At 59.4% G+C, this 20,968-nt stretch carries 11 protein-coding genes and 1 pseudogene; 6 read left to right on the top strand and 6 right to left on the bottom strand.

The features are described 5' to 3' along the window. Positions 1 to 170: 170 nt before the first annotated feature. Positions 171 to 5,384 (top strand): dermonecrotic toxin domain-containing protein, encoded by a 5,214-nt coding sequence (locus tag ACMXYH_RS06540; RefSeq protein ID WP_415766642.1) that lies wholly within the window; start codon positions 171 to 173, stop codon positions 5,382 to 5,384. Positions 5,385 to 5,427: 43 nt separating this feature from the next. Here the strand turns inward: ACMXYH_RS06540 and ACMXYH_RS06535 are convergent. Continuing rightward, positions 5,428 to 5,571: pseudogene (locus ACMXYH_RS06535) on the bottom strand (hypothetical protein); the annotation flags it as partial. A gap of 152 nt (positions 5,572 to 5,723) precedes the next feature. On the opposite strand from ACMXYH_RS06535, the gene ACMXYH_RS06530 reads away from it, so the two are divergent. Together ACMXYH_RS06530 and ACMXYH_RS06525 are read left to right on the top strand one after the other, a co-directional pair. After that, entirely contained in the window at positions 5,724 to 6,836 is a 1,113-nt protein-coding gene (locus ACMXYH_RS06530; RefSeq protein ID WP_415766641.1) for a hypothetical protein, read from the top strand. A gap of 34 nt (positions 6,837 to 6,870) precedes the next feature. Then, on the top strand, positions 6,871 to 9,777 hold the full coding sequence (locus tag ACMXYH_RS06525) for a hypothetical protein (protein ID WP_415766640.1): 2,907 nt from the start codon (positions 6,871 to 6,873) through the stop codon (positions 9,775 to 9,777). A 74-nt stretch (positions 9,778 to 9,851) separates the two neighbouring features. Here the strand turns inward: ACMXYH_RS06525 and metE are convergent, their stop codons facing one another. Further along, the gene (gene metE / locus ACMXYH_RS06520; RefSeq protein WP_415766639.1) at positions 9,852 to 12,164 is read right to left on the bottom strand and encodes a 5-methyltetrahydropteroyltriglutamate--homocysteine S-methyltransferase; all 2,313 of its coding nucleotides are present in this window, start codon (positions 12,162 to 12,164) and stop codon (positions 9,852 to 9,854) included. A gap of 119 nt (positions 12,165 to 12,283) precedes the next feature. Here metE and metR point away from each other — a divergent pair, with 119 nt between their 5' ends. Beyond that, entirely contained in the window at positions 12,284 to 13,201 is a 918-nt protein-coding gene (gene metR, locus ACMXYH_RS06515; RefSeq protein WP_008155262.1) for a transcriptional regulator MetR, read from the top strand. Between the two features lie 106 nt (positions 13,202 to 13,307). Here metR and ACMXYH_RS06510 read toward each other — a convergent pair whose 3' ends face one another. From ACMXYH_RS06510 to ACMXYH_RS06495, 4 genes are all read right to left on the bottom strand, one after another. Beyond that, positions 13,308 to 13,805, bottom strand: a complete 498-nt coding sequence (locus ACMXYH_RS06510) for a GNAT family N-acetyltransferase (RefSeq protein WP_129438064.1) — start codon at positions 13,803 to 13,805, stop codon at positions 13,308 to 13,310. 2 nt (positions 13,806 to 13,807) lie between these two features. Continuing rightward, the gene (locus tag ACMXYH_RS06505) at positions 13,808 to 14,446 is read right to left on the bottom strand and encodes a LysE family translocator (protein ID WP_033057445.1); all 639 of its coding nucleotides are present in this window, start codon (positions 14,444 to 14,446) and stop codon (positions 13,808 to 13,810) included. A 24-nt stretch (positions 14,447 to 14,470) separates the two neighbouring features. Beyond that, on the bottom strand, positions 14,471 to 14,905 hold the full coding sequence (locus tag ACMXYH_RS06500) for an NUDIX hydrolase (protein ID WP_129438068.1): 435 nt from the start codon (positions 14,903 to 14,905) through the stop codon (positions 14,471 to 14,473). 224 nt (positions 14,906 to 15,129) lie between these two features. Beyond that, positions 15,130 to 16,482 carry an HD domain-containing phosphohydrolase gene (locus ACMXYH_RS06495; RefSeq protein WP_415766638.1) on the bottom strand — a complete coding sequence of 451 codons (1,353 nt, stop codon included), beginning with the start codon at positions 16,480 to 16,482 and terminating at the stop codon, positions 15,130 to 15,132. A gap of 260 nt (positions 16,483 to 16,742) precedes the next feature. Between ACMXYH_RS06495 and ACMXYH_RS06490 the strand changes: the two genes are divergently transcribed. Then, the gene (locus ACMXYH_RS06490) at positions 16,743 to 19,049 is read left to right on the top strand and encodes a putative bifunctional diguanylate cyclase/phosphodiesterase (protein WP_415766637.1); all 2,307 of its coding nucleotides are present in this window, start codon (positions 16,743 to 16,745) and stop codon (positions 19,047 to 19,049) included. After that, entirely contained in the window at positions 19,046 to 20,935 is a 1,890-nt protein-coding gene (locus ACMXYH_RS06485; RefSeq protein ID WP_415766636.1) for a putative bifunctional diguanylate cyclase/phosphodiesterase, read from the top strand. Before ACMXYH_RS06490 ends, ACMXYH_RS06485 begins: the two co-directional genes overlap by 4 nt. Positions 20,936 to 20,968: the final 33 nt, after the last annotated feature.

Genomic DNA, 20,968 nt, shown 5'->3' with positions numbered 1-20,968 from the left:
GAGTCTGATGAAGTTTGTTCAAGCGCGCTGCCACAGTTGCGTGACAGTTTCATGAATATCGCCCAATGGTCGACGCGATAACTATGTAGTGCCATGGACGGTCGCGGATTTCTTTTAATGGCGCTCTTCAAGAGCGGATACACCGCTCCACTGCACAGAGACACATTGCCATGAATGAAAGTGCGTTCAGCACCCTGCCCGTCTCCCCGCCGGTCGTGATACCGGCCCATCCGCCCCTGAAAGATAACTCCGATGAAAGCCTGTTGCTGAGTGCCTCGGCGCGCTGGCGCGACAGCAGCCAGGGTTTGCAAGCGTTGTTCGCCGCCGCACCGTTGAGAAGCCACCGCACTGAACCATCGCTCAACGAACGCTGGAATGCCTATTGGGACGCCCGAGCACCCGGTACGCCGGTGGCGCGGCGCGAGCGGGCGGGTCAGTTGTACCGCAGTCATTTTGAGGCCGCCGCACAAGTGGCGTTCGCTCGCAGAACCCTCAGCGCCGAGCAGTTGAAGCCGCTGTTGTTGATCATGGACCCTCCCGCCTCGGGCCTGATCCTGGACAATCAGCCTATCCAGACAGAGCAGTTGACCCTGGTGTTGAGCGACAGCGGTACCCTGAAACTCCCCGCCGCCTGGGTCATCAGCGTGGGTGATCGGCAACCCACCATGCAGTTGCTGTATCTACCTTGCCGGCCTGTTCCCATTCAGGTCTTCACTCAGCGCAGCGACATGGAAGACTGGCTGTCGCGACAATCTCTGATCCCCCAAGGCCTGCCCGACGATAAAATCCGCTTTGAATACACGGCCAACACTCAACCGCTGAAGGCGGGCATCAGCGCTCTGCTTTTAAACCCACCGCACTCGAGCGCAACCTTTTTCGCCGTGCCACCCGGTCTTGATAACCCGATATCAATCGAAAGCATTGTCGATGAAGACGAACCACCGCCGTTCGGCAGCCTGTATGCCGATATTCCGTGGTCGCAGCGGCAGGTCTCGCTGAACAGGCAGCGCGATGCACTCGAAACGCTATTGGGGGATGAATTCGAAAGCGACCGTCAACAGCCATTCAAAGCGGCACTGAAGGCGCTGGAGACGGCAGAGCAAGTCGCCGACAAGGCCGCAACCGCCCTGCTTTACAGGTCGCGTATCTTCGACTTTACGACTATCAACCGTGAGTTCAGCGCGCTGTATCTGGCGCACATGGATGGTCTGCGCGCCGAGGCCCAGCTCCAATTGGCCCTGAAACAGATCAGCAGCGACGAATTCAGCTTGCTTAAAGCAGTATTGGACACACCGCGTGCGGCCGATCGTGATGCCACTATCACCGCTGCCAGCCTGACACTGTCAATGACCGAGCATACCGGCAAAGTCACGACCCAGGCGCTCAACGGCCCTTTCGTCATCACCCGGGCGCTGCTCGACGCCGCATCGCCACACAGCCTTTTGCTGTACTGGCCCGGCGCTGGCGGCGGCTTGCAACGGTTCGCCAACCGCACAGAGCTGGAGCGACAGATGTTCAAAATCCAGGACCGGGACAACGTTCTGGCCTTGCAGCTAAAAAAAATAAGTACCGACCCCCTGCTCTATAGTCTCAACAAACAGACCACCGACTTTGAAGAGAAGGCAGGGGAAATACGTCAGCGCCAGACCGATACGACCAATCAACTGGAAGCACTGCGCAAGCACGCCCTCGCCGGTTTACAGGTCCCGGGGCATGCAGCCAGAAGCCTGGCGTTCTCGCACCTGTTGGAGCAAAACCGCAGTGCCACGCTGTACACCCGCAAGCCCGATTGGCTCACCCAATTGTCTGTGGCCGACCGCGTTGAACTCAAGGCCCTGATCGAGTCGTACATTGTGGCGATGCGTCGCAGCCACACACAGCTGGAACTCGCCCTGACGCCTCGCGATGACTTCACCCGGCAACACTTACAGGCCCGCCTGCGAAAGGACTTTTCGATCCAGGGTCATTTTGACGTGCAACTTGACCTGCCGGATTCCGTCACTCTGCAAAAGCAACTGACCGACGGTGCCGCCCCGGGAACCCCGCAGAAACTCGTCGCGCTACCCAGCAAGGCACGCAGCAAGATGTCACTCGAAGAACTGGCCCAAACCAATATCGACAACACCCCGTCGATGCAGCTCGAGCCCCTGTCACTGCGACTGGGCGCCATGCGCGTCGAAGTCACCGCAGCAGACACTGCCGAGCGTCAGGCGCTTGCCAACGGCATCACACTGCGCTACCTGCGCAAGACCCTGCCCGAGCTTGACCTGCCCAAAGCCTATGAACAGTTGATCCGCGACGCATTCACCGGCTCGGCAACCGAATCTGCCTTCGCGAGGGAACACCTGCGCGAATGCCTGATCGAGCCCTGGCGCTTGATGCTCAAGTTGCAGGGGGAATCCGCGCGACTGCAGAAACAAATCAGCCACGACGAATTGCAGGTGTTGATCATCGCCATCGACGCCAACACCCAGGAAGCCTGGCGCGCTGATCGCAAGCGCATCGCGATTCTGCCGGCCTACCTGAGTGCCGGCGGAAAAGACACCCACAATCAAGGCCCCACCACGTTGTCCGGGGTGACCTTCATTGAAGAGCAAATCAGCGGGATGACGTTGCTCTATCTGCCCGACAGTCCCGACGGCCAGTTCCTGCGGAGCTACACCACCCTGGAATCGGCGCGCAAGGCGTTGTTCAACCTGTGTCTGCGTAGCGAAATGGTCAGTTACCTGGCGGGCCGGGCCTTGCAGGGTAATGTGCAGGCCCATATCAGTCGCATCGATCAGGCCATGCTCAAACATTTCGACGCCATGATCGGGGTGGGGCTACCCTGGCCGAAAACAACGTCACTGGCGGAGCACCTGCTCAATGCCCATATGGGACGCCTGATCGAAGCGCATCGCGGAACCTCCCGTTCCAACGATGCCTTGTACCTGGAGCGCTACGCGCTCAGTGGTCCGAGGGCGTTCAATTACATGAAGATGGCGTTGGGCGTGGTGCCCTTTGTCGGCACGGCCATCGCTTTATACGATGCCTGGACCAGTGCCAACCGGGCAGTCGCGGCACTATTGCGCGGTGAAGTGGGCGATGGGTTGGCGGAGATTGAATCGGTACTGCTGTCATTGATCGATGCCGCCATGGACATTCTTCCAGGCGTTGCCGCAGGCTCCGGTTCAGCCAAGGGTGCTCGCTCACTGACACGGCTTCGTCAAACGGCAGCAATGGGCAAAAGCACGGGAGCGTTGCAAGGGCGCACAAGACGTCAAGCGCAGCACGGTTTCCAGCGCTTCGCCGGTTACGATTACGAAAAGCCGATCTCCCTGACAGGCCTGCAACCAGCCACCCATGGCATTTACCGCAATATCTACCGTCACGCCGACGGCGACTTTATCGTTCGCCAGGGACGCATCTTTCAGGTTGAACGCAGCACGGATTCACGAAACTGGCGACTGAGCGGCACTCGTCAAAAAACCTATAAACAACCCATCGGCCTTGATGAAGCAGGGCGTTGGGACACTTACTTCGGTGTCTACGGGGTGACCTTCGAGGGCGGCGGGCTCGGCGGCGGCGGTGCGCTCGGGCATCTGGCGGATACCCTTGATCCGCTCTGGCCTGCCGCCATTCGCCAACGCCTGCCGCGATGGTGGGCCGATCAGGCTTTTCGCCGAAATCACGCACTGACCGAAGCGGCCGACGACTTTGCCCCGCAACTCGATACCCGGATTGCGCGTACCAACGCCGCCATTGAACAGTACAATGCCAGCGCCGTAGAGCACCGTCCGACACTGATACCGGCTACCGAAGCTGCGTGTATCGGCGACATTGAACTGGCCAGCAGACACTACCAGACACTGGTTGATCTGTTACCCCTGACCCATGGCAACAAAAGGCGCGTGCTCAGGGAAATGCAGAGCCATGACGCCCTGCTGATCACTGATCGGTACAAGCAACGGGTGTTCTTGGCCAATCATCGGGCCGATCGGATGCTCGACAGGATCGACGATTTCATCGACCGTCTGGACGCACTGCCGGACACTGCGCTCAGCGAGCGCTTCCGTATTCTGCAAGACGTCAGAAAGGTGCGTGTGGATTTCATGCACGAGCTGGATCAAATCGAGGCCGCGATGCGCGATCTCAACCTGTGGTACGAGCGCATAACAGTCAGCACCCAAAAGGCACAACTGAGCTCCGAAGTCATGATGTTGAACGGGCGGCTCAGCGAGACCAATCTGCTCTACTTGAGAACCGGCCACCGGCTGGAAATCGTCAAACGCTTTGACACAACCCAAGATATCTCCTGGTTCTATCTGCAAGGACAGGCAGAGAATCTGCGGGCCAAAGTCGATCGCGCCTTGTTCACTCAATACAGCTTGCCGGAAGTCACCGCCACCAGAGCCCAGCGCAATCAGATATTGCAGGAGTGCCTCGATCTTTACGGGCAGTTTCGCCGCAATATGAATGTCTGGACCACCAGCTACCCACAGCACTTCCATCTGGACACCGTGCCGCCCCTTCTGGAGGGTATCGAAAAAATGGCCGAACGGGCGCGCAAGGCCATCGATCAGCCGGCTCCCGCTTCCCCTGCCGGGCAACGCAGCAAAAAGGTGTTCACCACCGAAGACGATCAATTGCTGATTGGGGTGGAACGCTGGGAACCGACGACCCAAAAGCGGCAATACTCCCTGACAGGACAGGGCGGATTCGAGGAGGTTTGGGAACAAGGTTCAAACGGCAAATTTCGCCTGCTGAACCCGCCGCAAAAGGCAACTCGCCCTGTTCAAAGGGACCTTGGCTCCCTGGTCGAAGATGCCCGCAGCCGACTGCAATCGCAGCAGACGTACGAGGCCAAGGTTCAAGCCTATGCGGGTCAAGGCATGCTCCCGGTCGATCTGGAACACATGATGGTCAGTGAGGCCAGCGAGTTGACCCGGCGCGCCCTTCCCATCGAGGAAATTGCTCCACAGCACACCATCATCCAGCAACTGCGCGACAAGGCCGCCGAACTCACCACCCGCGGACGTGAAATGCGTACTCGGCAGTCGTTGAGTACCAAAAAACCTACCGATGGAATGCTCGACGACCTGGTCGGCCAACACGTCTTGGAGATACGCAAAACGAGCCCAATGAAAAACCTGGGTAAACGCCCTGACGGTCGAATCGATTACCTGCAGGAGTACGAAGTATGGGATCTGACTGCAACACCTCCCAAGGTGCTGTGGTATGCCCATTTCCACTATGCCAAGGCAGCACCTGCATTCGGTGCATTCGAGAAGGCTCATCTAAAACTGCCGGAACACCGATTTCTGACCCACGCCGACAACGCCGCGCTTCCCTATGCCGATATCGGCAAACAATCAGCAGCACTCAAACATTTCGATCAGGTTTAGAACGTAAAACGGGAGCGGTTTGTCCGCTCCCGTTTTGGTTACTTTATGCCAACTGACTTCGCAGTTGCCGCGCCGCCGCCACCATGTTCACCAACGCCGCCTCAGTCTCCGGCCACGCCCGGGTCTTCAGCCCGCAATCCGGGTTCACCCACAACCGCTCCGCCGGAATGCGCTTCACGATGGTTCGACTCTTTATCGGGCAGGCACGTACCGTTCATCTGAAAACAGCACTTACCTGTCAACTCTGACAGTAGCCAAACTCTCCGTCCCAGCTCTCAATCGATCACTCATAGGTCCCGAATCACGGGATTGCTACCCACTCCGCCGCGAGAGCACATCATGAGTACCGACGAACAACTGGTGGAAAATAGCCCGGCCCGGATTGCCACCTCGACCGTGAGCGAAAGCAGGATTGATATACCCGGCGCCCTCACGGTGATCGAAGGCGCGGATGTCGGCATCAACCGAACGCTGGCCCGAGGCAACATCAACGGCATGGCGATCGTTATTCCCCCCACACAAGTCTTCGTCGGTGACCGGGTGGAAGTGTTCATTCGCCACCCAACCTCGCCCGCCCTGCCGATCATCTGGTTCACAGTGCCAAGTGACTATAACGGCGATCCGCTCTTGAGAAGAATCCAGGTCAATGACATTCCCGAGGGTTTCAGTACCTGGTTCTACCGAGTCAATAGCGTGGAGTCGGGGCATCTTGAGGTGTTCGTCAAAACCGAACTGCCCGGGGGCATCGACCCACAACCGGAATACCCGGGCCACAGGTTATTGCGGGCCCCCGTCATTACTCCGTCGGTCATCGACGGCACACAGGACGTCGTTGTCACCGTGGCGCCCTGGCAAGGCATGCGCCACAACGACACCGTAGCGTTTCAGTATGTCGACTGGCGCATCGCACACCAGGTTCTAAAGTCCGAGATCGGTCAATCGGTCGAGCTCACGATTTCCCAAGAAATGATCGCGGCCGACGGTAGTGGCCAGGCCTTGCTTCAGTACTGGGTAACAGACGAGGTGGGCAACATGGCCTCTGACCACTCCATCGGGTTGATGGTCGACATCCAGGACGCCAACCACGCACAACGCCTGCCCGCCCCGGTGGTGTCCGAAACCGATCAGGACAACGCTATCTACATGACTGCACTAGGGGCCAACTCCGTCAGCGTGACGGTCGCAACCCCAGCCTCGGTCTTTGCCCCAACGGATGTGGTGGAACTCGACTGGCGAGGCGAGCCCCGTGCAGGCCTGCCCCAGCCGTTCACCGACTCTCAGACTGTTGCCTCCCAGACAGCGCTGACCTTCGAGCTGTCCAACGCCGTGGTCCAGCGCCTGGCCGGTGGTTTTGCCAACGTGGCGTATACGCAAGTCACCGCCAGCGGCGAACGCCGACGCTCGAAGTACGTTCAGGTCTTCATTGTCGGCAACACCCGCAGAATCGATTGACTCCCATTACCCACCTATTCAGAGGTAATCCGCCATGAGCGTTTTCAAAACACCCGACGCCCCCGTCAAAGCACGGCAAATTGACCTGCTTCCCCCTCTGCCAAAACCCGGCGATATCAGAGCCAATAGCATTGATCCGCTCTTGATATCCGGGTTTATCCCCAACCTGCCAGCGGATGAGGGCGTCCACGGTGGTATCAATCGACTCGCGTTCCTGGACGGAAAAGGCCAGCCAACAGAGCTGAATGTAGTTATCGACCCGTGGCTCAGCATGTCGGAAGGCGATGAATGGATTATTGAAGCGATCTATTCGCCGGGGAGCCCGATCACACTTGCGAGTGACGCTGTCAACGTCACTCAAGTGGATAATCGGCTGTTCCCGACCATCAAAAAGGATCAGTTGCCCGACGGCGTGTGCGATCTGGTTGTCGGCGTACGCAGAATCAGCAATGCCGGGGGTGACTACGAACGCTCAGATCCACTGACGGTACTGATCAAAACCACCCTGCCCGGTGGACCCGACCCGGATGAGAAGGAGCCTTACCATCAGGGACTGGCGCCTATCGAGGTGGAGCGGGACATCCTCGATAACGGCGTCACCAAGGACTATCTGGACGACAACAACGGGGTGCCCATCACCATCGCGCCCTACGAGAACATGCGCAAGAACTCCACCATTTTTGTCCTGTGGGGAGATATAGAGATCAAGCTGCCCCTGATCACCGCCGGCCAGGTTGGCAAGCCCATAAAGTTCACGATCCCTAAAAACCGCCTGACGAATCTGCCTCCCGTAAATCCTTTGCTGCTCACTTATCGCCTTCAGGACGTGGTGGAGAATCACAGCGCTGCCAATGCGCCTCCTATCTTCTTCCTGTTCGACCCTTCTCTCGTGCTGCTCGAACCCCCGATTATCGACAAGGCGGATGGCGAACAACAGCTCGACCTTGATGCACTGCTGGGTGAAGACGTCGAAACATTTATATCCTCGTCGAAGGTCAGTTTTGTCCGAGGAGACGTGGTGGATCTGAGCTGGCGGGGCGTCAGCGCTGGTGGCCGCCAGGTCCCCGTGGATATGCAATGGAAACCCGAAGCGTCGAGCCGCTCTCACTCGTTCATGATTGACTATTACCCGGTCCACCTGATTGCTCGAGGTTTCGCCAAAGTCGACTACCGCCTGACCCAAGCCGCCACGCCCGCCACCCCGCGCTATTCACGCACGACCTACGCCAAAATGATCGGCATGCCCCTGAAGCTGGCTGCACCTGAGGTGCCTGAAGCCAAAGGGGGGGCTGTCGCGGTAGACACCGACCCGGCCCACGTGATCGTGAAAAGCCAGCCTGGCGCCATCATCCTCAACGATCTCATTCTCGTTTACTGGTACGTCATAACGGCTTCAGGCATTGAAGATCTCTACGTAACGTCCAGCATCGTTGGCGAGGACATGGTGAACAAGGACATCGAGTTCACCGTACCCAAAGACCATATTGAAAAATGGGAAGGGGCCAAGGTACTGGTCGAGTACACCGTCCGCCGCACAGACACTGAAGACGTGGGTTCCGAAACCCTGGTGCTGGAAATCGGCGACATCACGGCCCAATTGCCGCCACCGGAAGTCAACGACGCGAAAGACGGTGTGTTGATCCCCGAAGATGTACCCAACGGTGCCGTGGTCACCATCAAACCCTATCCCGGCATGCGCGCCCTGCACATCATCAGGCTCGACTTCATCGGGGCCAACCAGCAGGACTCCTGGTCGTCACCGCCCATAGAGGTGCAGCCTGCAATGGTGGGCATAGATTTTACGCAAACCGTGCCCTTCGAGAAACTGCTAGCCAATCGGAACAACACCGTCGAGCTGGTCTATACCGTCACCAACCCCTTTACCAAAACCCAACGGGTCTCGGAACGGCTGCGATTGAACATCGGCTCGCCGATTCCGAACCCGGACATCACTGAAGTCAAAGACGGCAACGGCAACGACATTGCGCGCAACAGCCAGACATTCGCCACCCGTGCAACACTGACGGGCACTGCCGGGGTGAGTGTCCCCGTAGAACTGCGCAACCACGGCGTGATTGTCGCCACACCAACCTCCACCGCCGGGAAAACCTGGTCACACACCCTCACCACCCTGGCGCCGGGCTCGTACAGCTTCACCGTGCAGACCCCCGGTACCAATCGACCCTCCGCTATCTGGGCCTTTACCGTGCAGGAAGCGGAGACACCGACCATTACCTCCGTCACGGCCGGTGGCCGCCTGCTACCCGATAACGGCGCCACTTACTACCAGAGCGACACCATCATTCAAGGCACGGCAAGCCCGGGACAGCAGGTCGATGTCTATGATGGCGCTGCCAGTCTCGGGCGGTTCCCGGTTACAGATGCCGGCGTGTGGACAGTCCCTGCGCGGGGGTTCGCAGTGACCAGGCATGTCATCACGGCACGAACGATCGATGGTTCCAAACAATCGCTGCCACGAGCTTTCACCGTCCAGCAAGGATTGCTGAGCGACACTGCGAACTTCAATTACAGGGCCTGGCAAGGCTGGGTCTGGGGCGGTGCAGGTGCTGCTAGTGACTTTTCATTTTACGTGGGCTCCGGGAGGAACTATTACACGCTGAACAACTACACCAATACGATGCATTCAAATGGTGTGGTGCTGCAAAAGTCCTTCTCTAACCTGCAACCGGGGGCCACTTACCGGTACCGATTTGCCGTAGCCCGAATGGATGGCCGTTATGTTTATCCGGTGCTTCGCTTGCGAACCAGCACAGGTGCAGCAACGGGTTATTGGACGATTAGCGACTTTAACTTCATTGTTCTTGATTTATCTTTCATTCCGAGCACTCCTGAGGTAACGCTTTATCTCGAAAACGGCCAGCCCAGCGGCGTCGGCAACGATTACGACATGGCCTGGGTCGATCTGAACAAGTTGAATTAAGCAGTAAAAACCCGCTGACCGTTAACCGGTCAGCGGGTTTTGTTTTGCCGGGAGTATCTTTGTATGACGAGGGCTTAGGTCAACTGACTGCGCAACTGTCGCGCCGCTGCCACCATGTTGACCAGCGCTGCCTCGGTTTCCGGCCACGCCCGAGTCTTCAACCCACAATCCGGGTTCACCCACAACCGCTCCGCCGGAATGCGCTTCACGGCTTTGCTCATCAACTTCACCATCTCGGCCGTGTCCGGCACCCGTGGCGAGTGGATGTCGTAGACGCCCGGACCGATGTCGTTCGGGTAGTCGAACGCTTCAAAAGCCTCCAGCAATTCCATGTCCGAGCGCGAGGTCTCGATGGTGATCACATCGGCGTCCATCGCTGCGATGGACTCGATCACATCGTTGAATTCGCTGTAGCACATGTGGGTGTGGATCTGGGTTTCGTCGCGCACACCGGATGCGCTCAAGCGGAAGGCTTCCACCGCCCAATCGAGGTATTCCTGCCATTGCGCCCGGCGCAGTGGCAAGCCTTCGCGGAAGGCGGCTTCGTCGATCTGCACGATCTTGATGCCGGCGGCTTCCAGGTCCACCACTTCGTCACGCAGGGCCAGGGCCAACTGCTGAGCCTGGATTTTGCGCGAAATGTCTTCGCGCGGGAACGACCACATCAGCATGGTCACGGGACCGGTGAGCATGCCTTTCATGACCTTGTCGGTCAGGCTCTGGGCATAGGTGATCCAGTCGACGGTCATGGCGGTCGGACGGCTCAGGTCGCCGTAGATGATCGCCGGTTTCACGCAGCGCGAACCGTAGCTCTGCACCCAGCCGAAACGGGTGAACAGGTAGCCGTCCAGTTGCTCGGCGAAGTACTCGACCATGTCGTTGCGTTCGGCTTCACCGTGTACCAGCACGTCCAGACCCAAGCGTTCCTGAACTTGCACGGCATGGCGGATTTCGCTGTGCATGGCGTCGGTGTAATCGTTGGCCGACAGCTTGCCTTGCTTGAAGGCCTGGCGTGCCAGACGGATCGAACCGGTCTGCGGGAACGAGCCGATGGTGGTGGTCGGGAATGCCGGCAGTTTCAACCGCGCACGTTGTTGCTCGATGCGTTTGGCGAACGGCGAGTGACGTTGGCTGTCCGCCGAACCGATGGCGTTGATGCGCGCCTGCACCTCGGCTTTATGGATACGCGGCGACTCGGCACGGCTGGCTTGAATGGCACGGCTTTCGGCCAGGGCGGCTTGCACTTTGGGCGATTGCGGATCGTTCAAGGCATCACGCAGCACGGCGATTTCGCCACACTTCTGCACGGCAAACGCCAGCCAGCTTTTCAGTTCCGAGTCGAGTTTGTCTTCGCGATCCAGATCCACCGGGCTGTGCAGCAGTGAGCAGGAACTGCTGACCCACAGGTTGTCGCCAAAGCGTTCCTGGGCCGGTTGCAGTTGAGCGAGCACTTGCTCCAGTTCGCAGCGCCAGACGTTGCGACCATTCACCAGGCCTACCGAGAGAATCTTGTAGGTCGGCAGACGATCCAGCACTTGGCCGAGTTGATCCGGCGCACGCACGGCGTCGATGTGCAGGCCTTGTACCGGCAGGCTGACCGCCAGGCCGAGGTTGTCTTCCAGGCCACTGAAGTAGGTCGCCACCAGTTTTTTCAGCGGCGAGTATTGAAGGATGTGGTAAGCGCGCTCGAAAGCGTTTTTCCAGGCCTGTGGCAGGTCAAGGGTCAGGATCGGCTCGTCGATCTGCACCCACTCCACGCCTTGAGCAGCGAGGCGACCGAGGATTTCGCCGTAGATCGGCAGCAGGCGTTCCAGCAGGTCGAGCTTGTCGAAGTCGTTGCCTTTGGCCTTGCCCAGCCACAGGTAAGTCAGTGGACCGATGATTACCGGTTTAACGTTGTGGCCCAGCGCCTTGGCTTCGTCGACTTCGTCGAACAGCTGTTCCCAGCTCAGTTTGAACTGCTGATCAGCGGTGAATTCCGGGACCAGGTAGTGGTAGTTGGTGTCGAACCACTTGGTCAGTTCCTGGGCGTATTGCGCTTTGCTGTGTTCGCCGCCGCAGCAGGCAGCCGTGGCGCCACGGGCCATGGCGAACAGGGTGTCGAGGGTCGGCAGGCCGCGTGAGTTCTTGGCGCTGTCGAAACGCTCGGGAATCACACCGAAGGTCAAGGAATGGGTCAGGACCTGGTCGTACCAGGCGAAGTCGCCCACGGGCAGCAGGTCGATGCCCGCGTCTTTCTGCAATTGCCAATGGGTGGCGCGCAATTGGCGGCCGACGCTTTTCAGCGCGTCCTGATCCAGATCGCCCTTCCAGTAGGATTCGAGGGCTTTTTTCAGTTCGCGGTCAGCGCCGATGCGCGGAAAACCAAGTGTGTGTGCCAAGGCCATGTGAAATTGCTCCCTATAAAAGATGCTGTAAAACATGGCGCTATTGTCGACAGCCAACCCAACATGAGACAAACTCAACCTTTTCGTGTTGATCACAAGTTTTCCTCATGGAGCCCCCGGTGCTTGAAATCCGTCACCTGAAGACCCTGCACGCCTTGCGCGAAGCCGATAGCCTGGTCGATGCGGCCGACCGCTTGCACCTGACGCAGTCAGCCCTGTCCCACCAGTTCAAGGAACTGGAGGAGCGCATGGGCATGCCGCTGTTCGTGCGCAAGACCAAACCGGTTCGCTTCACCAGCGCCGGTTTGCGTCTGCTGCAACTGGCTGACGCGACCTTGCCATTGCTGCGTGGCGCCGAGCGCGATATCGCGCGCCTGGCCGGTGGCACTGCCGGGCGTTTGCACATGGCGATCGAGTGTCACAGTTGCTTTCAGTGGCTGATGCCGACCATCGACCAGTTCCGCGATGCCTGGCCGGAAGTCGAACTGGACCTGGCCTCAGGATTTTCTTTCGCCCCACTGCCGGCATTGGCCCGTGGCGATCTGGATTTGGTGGTGACGTCTGACCCGCTGGAACTGGCCGGGATCACTTACGTGCCGTTGTTCACCTATGAAGCGATGCTCGCGGTGGCCAACCAGCACCGTTTGGCGAGCAAGGCCTACATCGTCCCGGAAGATTTGCTCACGGAAACGCTGATCACCTACCCGGTGGAGCGTGATCGGCTGGACATCTTCACCCGTTTTCTGGAGCCGGCTGATATCGAACCGGCGCAGGTCCGCACGTCGGAACTGACGGTGATGATGATGCAATTGGTGGCCAGTGGCCGCGGTGTGTGCGGCATGCCCCATTGGGCGCTGCATGAATACAGCTCACGGGGTTATGTGAAGGCCAAGCGGCTGGGTGAGAAAGGTTTGTTTGCGACGCTGTACGCCGGGATTCGCGCCGACATGCTGGATGCGCCGTACATGCGCGACTTCCTGCTGACCGCGAAGGACACATCGTTTTCGACACTCGACGGCGTCAGCGCCGTTCGCTGACTAAAATAGTGGTAATTAAAAGATCGCAGCCTCGTTTCACTCGACAGCTCCTACAGGAGTTCGCCAAACCCTGTAGGAGCTGTCGAGTGAAACGAGGCTGCGATCTTTAGAGCTCTCGCCACATATGGATTTTGTCGAAGTAGACCTCGCCCACCCGTACAGCCAAAGGTTCGAGACCGAACTGGATGAAGCCGCAACGCTGGTACAGGTTGAACGCGGCGTCATTGCCGGCGGTGACGGTCAGCTGGATCAGCTTCAGACCTTTATGGTCCTGCGCTTCAGCCAGGGCGGCCTGCACCAGGTGATAACCGACCCCGCGTTGCCGGACTTTGCCCGACACGTACATGCCAAACAATGTCGCCTTGTGCCGGGCCTTTTCCCGGGGTTCGAAGGCCAGGCCGACGATGCCCGCCAACTCACCGTTTTCGAACGCGCCGAACACCACGTCCAGCTTGCTGGTCAGGCGTGATTCCCACCAACTCAATGGCATCACGGCGCGTTCGCGCACGCTGGAGGTAAACGCCTGGGGATGCAGGTCATAGGCTTCGAGCATCAGCGCCCGATAGTCCAGGGCATGACTGGCATCAAGCCGTTCAATCCACATGTTCAAGCCATCCGTCGTTGTTCCAGCATCAGTCGCACCGCCAGCGCCGACAGCACGAACCCCATGAAATAGCGCTGCACCGCCAGCCAGGACGGGTTGTTGACGAACCAGGAGGCGATGCCCGCAGCGAACAGCGCGATCAGCAGATTGACGCTGAAACTGACGCTGATCTGAGTCAGACCCAGCGTGATGCTTTGAGTGAACACCGAGCCATGCTCAGGCGTGATGAACTGAGGAAACACCGACAAATAAAACACGGCGATCTTCGGGTTCAGCGCGCTCGTGAGAAAACCCATGGTGATCAGTTTGCGCGACGAGTCCGGCGGCAACTGCTGCGCTTCGAACGGTGAACGCGCACCCGGTTTGACGGCTTGCCAGGCCAACCACATCAGGTACAGCGCGCCAGCCCACTTCAGCACTTCGTAGGCCATCGGCACCGCCAGAAACACCGCGGTCAAACCAGCAGCCGCCGCGAACAGGTGCACGAAAAACCCCGCGACCACACCGAGCAACGAGGTCACACCGGCCTTGCGCCCCTGGCAGATCGAACGGGAGATCAGGTAAATCATGTTCGGCCCCGGCGTCAGCACCATCAGCAATGCGGCAGCGGCAAAGATCAGCAAGTCTTGAAGCGGGATCATGGGCAGTCCTTTGTCCGGGAATAATCAGGCAGTTTCGGTTAACAAGGCACGATAAAACGGCAGGATCAGGTCCCGTGTCAATGGCGCCAGCGTGACATTACCGTCGGTGGCCGGGTCGATCCAGCGCACCTCTTCGATCTCCGCCGCAGGCGATACGTCTGAATCGAAGGTCAGCTGAAAGAGTTCGGCCTGGACGGTAAAACCCGGCTCGTTGGCGGCCGGTGCCGAGAATTGCCCCAGATAAGTGGCGTGTGCCGGATCGATGACCAGGCCCAATTCTTCTTCCAGTTCACGGGCCAGCGCGTGGACCGGTTGCTCATGGGCTTCGATCTTGCCCCCCGGCTGCATGAACGCCTCGGTGCCGCGCTTGCGGACCAACAACGTGCGACCGTCCGGGCCGATCAAGAGGGCGGCGGCGATGCGGATGAGACGGGGCGAAGCAGCGGATGAAAGGGTCATGGATCGGGATCGGCCTTGGGAAAAGGCGCAAGGATCACATGAGAATCGGCGCCTCGTCACGCCGAAAAAATCTCTGCAGACATCCGCAGATCCCCTGTGGGAGCGGGCTTGCTCGCGAAAGCGGTTTTTCATTCAACATTGATGTTGACTGACCCGCCGCCTTCGCGAGCAAGTCGGATCGCCGCACCGCCGCTCCCACAGGGGGGTGTGTAGAGTCTGGAAAACTAACTGGCCTCGAGAACCGCAACGTCTTCCGGCACCTTTACAAAAATGCTGTATTTCGCGCCTTCCATGGCTTCGAAGGCGATCAACTTCTCCACCAGCGGCCCATTCAACACCTTGCCGGCATTGAGCAGCAGCATGCCGTTGTCGGCATTGAGGTTGCGCGCCAGGATCATGCCCGCTGTCACTTCCCGCGTGCTCAGCACCTTCACTGACGGGTCGGCCAACGAGACATCGCTCAGGTACGCGGCACAGACCTGGATGAAATCCTCCACCAGGTCGGGATCGTAGAGTCGCCCGGCATAGCTGCGGATGTAGACCAGCGCTTCATCGCTGTTCATCTGCCGCTCAAGGATCAGCCCGCGCTGCAACTCGATGAAATCCACCGCCAGTTTCAACAGCCGCGAACCGAACGGAATCGCCTCGCCCTTGAGCCGGTCGGGGAAGCCGCTGCCGTCCCAGCGCTCCTGATGATGAAGAATCAGACGGGCGGCGTCCTTCATCGGATCGAGCGTCATCAACAGCGATTCGCTCTGCTTTGGATAATCGCGATAGCGCTCCCGATCGCTGTGATGCAGCAGGTCCGCGGGCGCGGTCATCATGCTGTCGGTCCAGCTCAGCTTGCCGATGTTGTAGAGCGCCGCGGCCATGGTCAGGTCGCGACTGGTGCCCTCGTCCAGGCCATGAAGTTTGCAGTAGACCCGCACCAGTTCGATGATCTGGCGGTTGGTCTGTTTGGCCGGGGGCAAGCGCAGGTTGGTCAGCAGCGAGAACACCTCGGTGCCGGTGACATAGCTGTGCTTGAGCTCTTCGTAGGCCAGGTCGAGCATGTCGGCGGTCTGCTGGAGTTCGGCGGTGCGGGCGGCGACGTGTTTTTCCAGGGTGATGTTGAGCGACTTCAACTGGTCGTTCTGCAGCCGGGTCAACTGCTCCAGGCGCTGGCGTTCGCGCTCGGAGTATTGATGAGCCAGGGCCTGGCGCAAGGTCAGGAGCATTTCCTCGTCGTTCCAGGGTTTACTGATGTAGCGGTGAATCTTCCCTTCGTTGATCGCTTTGATAATCGTCGGCATGTCCGCGTAGCCGGTGAGCAGAATCCGGGTGGTCGTCGGGTAAAGCTGATGGATGCGGGCCAGCAGCGTGGCGCCGTCCATGTTGGGCATGCGTGCGTCGGTCATCACCAGGTCAATGGAGTGTTGCTCCATGATCTCCAGCGCCTGGGCACCGCTGGTGGCCAGCAGCAACTCGTAGGGCTGGCCGCGTAACAGGCGACGCAGGCTGTTGAGGATTGACTCCTCGTCATCGACCAGCAGCACCTTGGGTTTATCGTTCAAAGTCGTGGGGAGTTGCTCTTCCATGGCGTCACCTCAAGTGAAACGGGCACATCGTTGTGGCAGGCCCCGAGGCAAACATCCCCTATTGCCGGAGCCTGACCTACAGGCTAGATGATTTTCAGCCCGCCAACGGAAATGATTCAGCTCATTGAATTGCGCGAAGTGCTGGACAGACGACTATGCTCAGCTGACTCGGATCCATAATCTGTACGTTCGGCCAGGTGATCAGGGAAAGGAAGCCCCTCTATGAGAACACCGCATCAAACTGCTGCCGGTACTGGCGTATGTCGATAAATACGCTGCTGGCGCGGACCAACCGGCGGATTCTTATCGTCGACGACACAGCCTCGATTCATGCGGACTTCGCCAAGATCCTCAGTCCGCCATCGATCGATGACGACAGCCTGATCAGCGCCGAAAATGCCCTGTTCGGCACCCCCGCGGCGCTATCGCTGCAAAGTTTCGTGCTCGACTCGGCGTTTCAGGGCCTCGAAGCCCTGGACAAGGTCGAAACGGCGCTGGCCAATGACATGCCCTACGCGATGGCCTTCATCGACATGCGCATGCCGCCGGGCTGGGACGGGCTGGAAACCATCGAACGGCTGTGGCAGGCCGATCCCAAGCTGCAAGTGGCGCTTTGCACCGCTTATTCCGACTATTCCTGGGAAGACATCGACGAACGCCTGGAACTGGGCGATCGCCTGCTGATTCTGAAAAAACCCTTCGATGCCATCGAAATCCGCCAGATGGCCAGCGCATTGACGGCCAAGTGGCAAATGACCGAAGACGCAGAGCTGAAGATGTCGCTGCTCGAACAGGCGGTCGAAGAACGCACCCGAGAGCTGTCCGACGCCAACATCATCGTGCAGAACAGCCCCACCATTCTGTATCGGTTGCGCGGCGAGCCGTCGTTTCCGTTGATGTATATCTCGCACAACATCACCAAATACGGTCATGTCGCGGCGAAACTGGTCGCCTCGGCCAACTGGTCCCAGGAACTGATCCATCCCGATGATCAAACGAAGGTCGACACCGCCATGGCCCGGGTGCTGGACCGTCATGCGGCGGGCGCTTCCATCGAATTCCGGATGCGCACTGGCGAAGGAGCCTGGCGCTGGGTCGAAAACCGCTACATCCCGGTGCGCGACGATGAAGGCCGTTTGCTGGAAGTCGAAGGCATCATCATCGACATCACTGAACGCAAACTGGCCGAAGAGAAAATCGCCCTGCTGGCCCGCACCGACGGGCTGACCGGGCTGGCCAACCGTGCGACGCTGATCGAGCGGTTGCACCAGGCATTCGCCTCTGCGCGTCGGGGGGCGGCACCGTTCGCCATGTTTTACCTGGACCTGGATCACTTCAAACGCATCAACGACACCCTCGGCCATCCGGTAGGCGACCTGTTGCTGCAAGAGGTTTCCCGCCGGATCAAGGCCTGCGTGCGCGAAAACGATGTGGTCGCCCGACTCGGCGGTGATGAGTTCGCGATCTTGCAGCTGGATGTCGGCGACCCGACCCAATCCGCGGCCCTGGCCGCCAAGATCCGCGACACGCTGGTACTGCCCTACTCCCTGGCCGGCAATGATGTGCGGGTCTCGGTGAGTATCGGCATCAGTAGCTGTACCCCGGAAAGCACCAGCGCCGACGGCCTGCTGACCCAGGCCGACATGGCGCTGTATCGCTCCAAGGAAAAGGGCCGCAACCAGTACCACTTCCACTCCGAGGAGATCAACCAGGAGGTGGTCGAACGCATGACCATCGCCAGCGACCTGAGAGCGGCCATCGAACACCAGGAACTCGAACTGCATTACTGGCCGGAAGTAGACCTGAGCAGCGGCAAAATCCTCGGCATGGAAGCTCAGGTCAGCTGGAACCACCCTGAGCGCGGTTTACTGGAAGCCCCGGCGTTCCTGCCCGCGGCGGAAAAGACCGGCACCATCGTCGCGCTCGGTCACTGGGTGCTGGATCGCGCCTGCCAGCAAATGCGCCAATGGCGCGATGAAGGCATGGCGCCGCCGGTGATTGCGATCAAGCTGTCCCTGGCCCAACTCAAAAGTGGTCCCGAACTGATCTATGACGTGCTGCGCACCACCGCACGCTGGGAACTCTGCCCCTGGGACCTGCGCTTCGACGTCACGGAAGCGACGCTGGCCCAGACCAAATGGACCCACAACGATGTGCTGCCGCGCCTGCGTGAACTGGGCGTGAAGATCGCCATCGACGACTTCGGCACCGAGTACTCCTCGTTCGACTACCTCAAGACCTACCAGGTCAATCACCTGAAACTCGCTCAGGCCTTCATCGACACCGCCGCCCGCGATCCGGCCAGCGCCAACACCTTGCGCGCCATCATCAACTTCGCCCGTGAAGTCGGGATCGGCATCATTGCCGAGGGCGTCGAAACCCAGGAGCAGCGCAGCTCGCTGATGGCCACCGGCTCACCGATGAACGCCCAAGGTTATTTCTTCAGTAAAGCGGTCAGCAGCCAGCAGGCCGCCGAGCTGCTGAAAGCCGGCAGCATCGTGCCCCCGAACCACGACATCACGCCGATCCTGGACAACCCGCCACGCTTCACGGAGGACAAAGGATGAAATCGCCTTTCGTGCGGACCAACCGGCGCATCCTGATCATCGACGACACGCCCTCGATTCATGAGGATTTTCGCAAGATCCTTGGCCCGGAGATCGAAGGTGAAGAGCCCGGAGGTGAACAGACCCTCGCCGGTGCAGAAGAAGCCCTGTTCGGCACCGTGCAGCTTGATCGGCTGACGTTCCAGCTCGACTCGGCCTACCAGGGCCAGGAAGCCCTCGAACTGGTCTCGCGCGCACAGGCCGAAGGTCGCCCCTATGCCATGGCGTTCACCGACATGCGTATGCCACCGGGCTGGAACGGCCTGGAAACCATCGAGCAATTGTGGAAGGCCGACCCTCACCTGCAAATCGCGTTGTGCACGGCCTATTCCGACTACACCTGGGAAGACATGGCCGAACGGCTGGAGTTCGGCGACCAGTTGCTTGTGCTGAAAAAGCCCTTCGACAGCCTGGAAATCCGCCAGATGGCCAGTGCCCTGACCTGGAAATGGCAGATGGCGCAGGACGCGGCGATGAAGGTCCTGAGCCTGGAGCAAACCATCGAGGCGCGGGTCCACGAATTGCTCAAGGTGTCGCACTTGTTGCAGTACGACGTACTGACCGAGCTGCCCAACAGCACGTTGCTCGGTGACCGGTTGAACCAGTCACTGGCCCTGTCCCGGCGCCATGACAAACAACTGGCCGTGATGTTTCTGGGCCTCGATCGCTTCAAGCGCATCAACAATGCCCTGGGTCATCCGGCCGGTGACGAAATGCTTAAACAGGTCGGGCACAATCTGGTGGCGACGGTGCGCGAGTCCGACTCGGTGTTCCGCTACGGTTCCGATGAATTCGTGGTGATCCTCGCCGACGTCCGCCATCCCCAGCAGACCAAGGGCATCGCCGAAAAACTCTTGAACGCCATCCGCGCGCCCCAGCACATTGCCGGCCACGACCTGAGCGTGACCGCCAGCCTGGGCATCAGCATTTACCCGGACGACGGCTTCGATGCCATCTCGCTAATCAAGAAAGCCGAAACCGCGATGCGCAACGTCAAGGAAAGCGGCCCGAACGATTACAGCTTTTTTATTGACGACATGAATCAGCGCGCCCGGGATCAGCAAAGCATCGAGAGCGGCATTCGCCTGGCGCTGGAGCGCAACGAATTTGTCCTGCATTACCAACCCAAACTGGACCTGGGCAGCGGCCAAGTGGTCGGTGCCGAGGCGCTGATCCGCTGGCAAAAACCGGGGCACGGCCTGGTCTACCCCTCGGACTTCATCAGTGTGGCCGAAGACAGCGGTTTGATCGTACCGTTGAGCAAATGGGTGCTGGCCGAGGCGTGCCGACAAGCCTGCGCCTGGCAGGCCGCGGGGCTGCCGAAGATCTATATGTCGGTGAATATGTCGGCCATCGATTTCCGTCAGCGGGACTTTGTCGACGGCATCGAACAGACACTCAAAAAAACAGGCCTGGAACCGGCCTTGCTGGAGCTGGAAATCACCGAGGGCGTGTTGATGCAGAACGTCGAAACCACGGTGACCGCCCTGACCCGGCTTAAAGTCATGGGCGTGCGACTGGCCATCGATGACTTCGGTACCGGTTATTCCAGCCTGAGCTACTTGCGGCGTTTTCCCATCGACGTGCTGAAAATCGACCAGTCGTTCATTCGCGGCTTAAGCAGCGACAGCAACGACGCCGCCCTCGTCAGCGCCATCATCAGCCTGGGCCGGAGCCTCAAGCTGACCATCATTGCCGAAGGGGTGGAAACCCTCGAACAACTGGATTTCCTCAAGGCCCATCAATGTGAGGAAGGCCAGGGTTACTACTTCAGCAAAGCCGTGGAGCCGGACGCCTTCGTCCGGTATCTGGGGTCAGTGAAGCCCTTTTCATCCGCAGCCACGTGAACGATGCGCAACGACACACAGGCCCTACGCCAA

Origin of the sequence: Pseudomonas frigoris, assembly GCF_047758635.1 — a bacterium.
GTDB classification, from domain to species: Bacteria; Pseudomonadota; Gammaproteobacteria; order Pseudomonadales; family Pseudomonadaceae; genus Aquipseudomonas; species Aquipseudomonas frigoris.
Note: the sequence above shows the minus strand (reverse complement) of the source record. Positions and strands in the feature narration are given on the sequence as shown.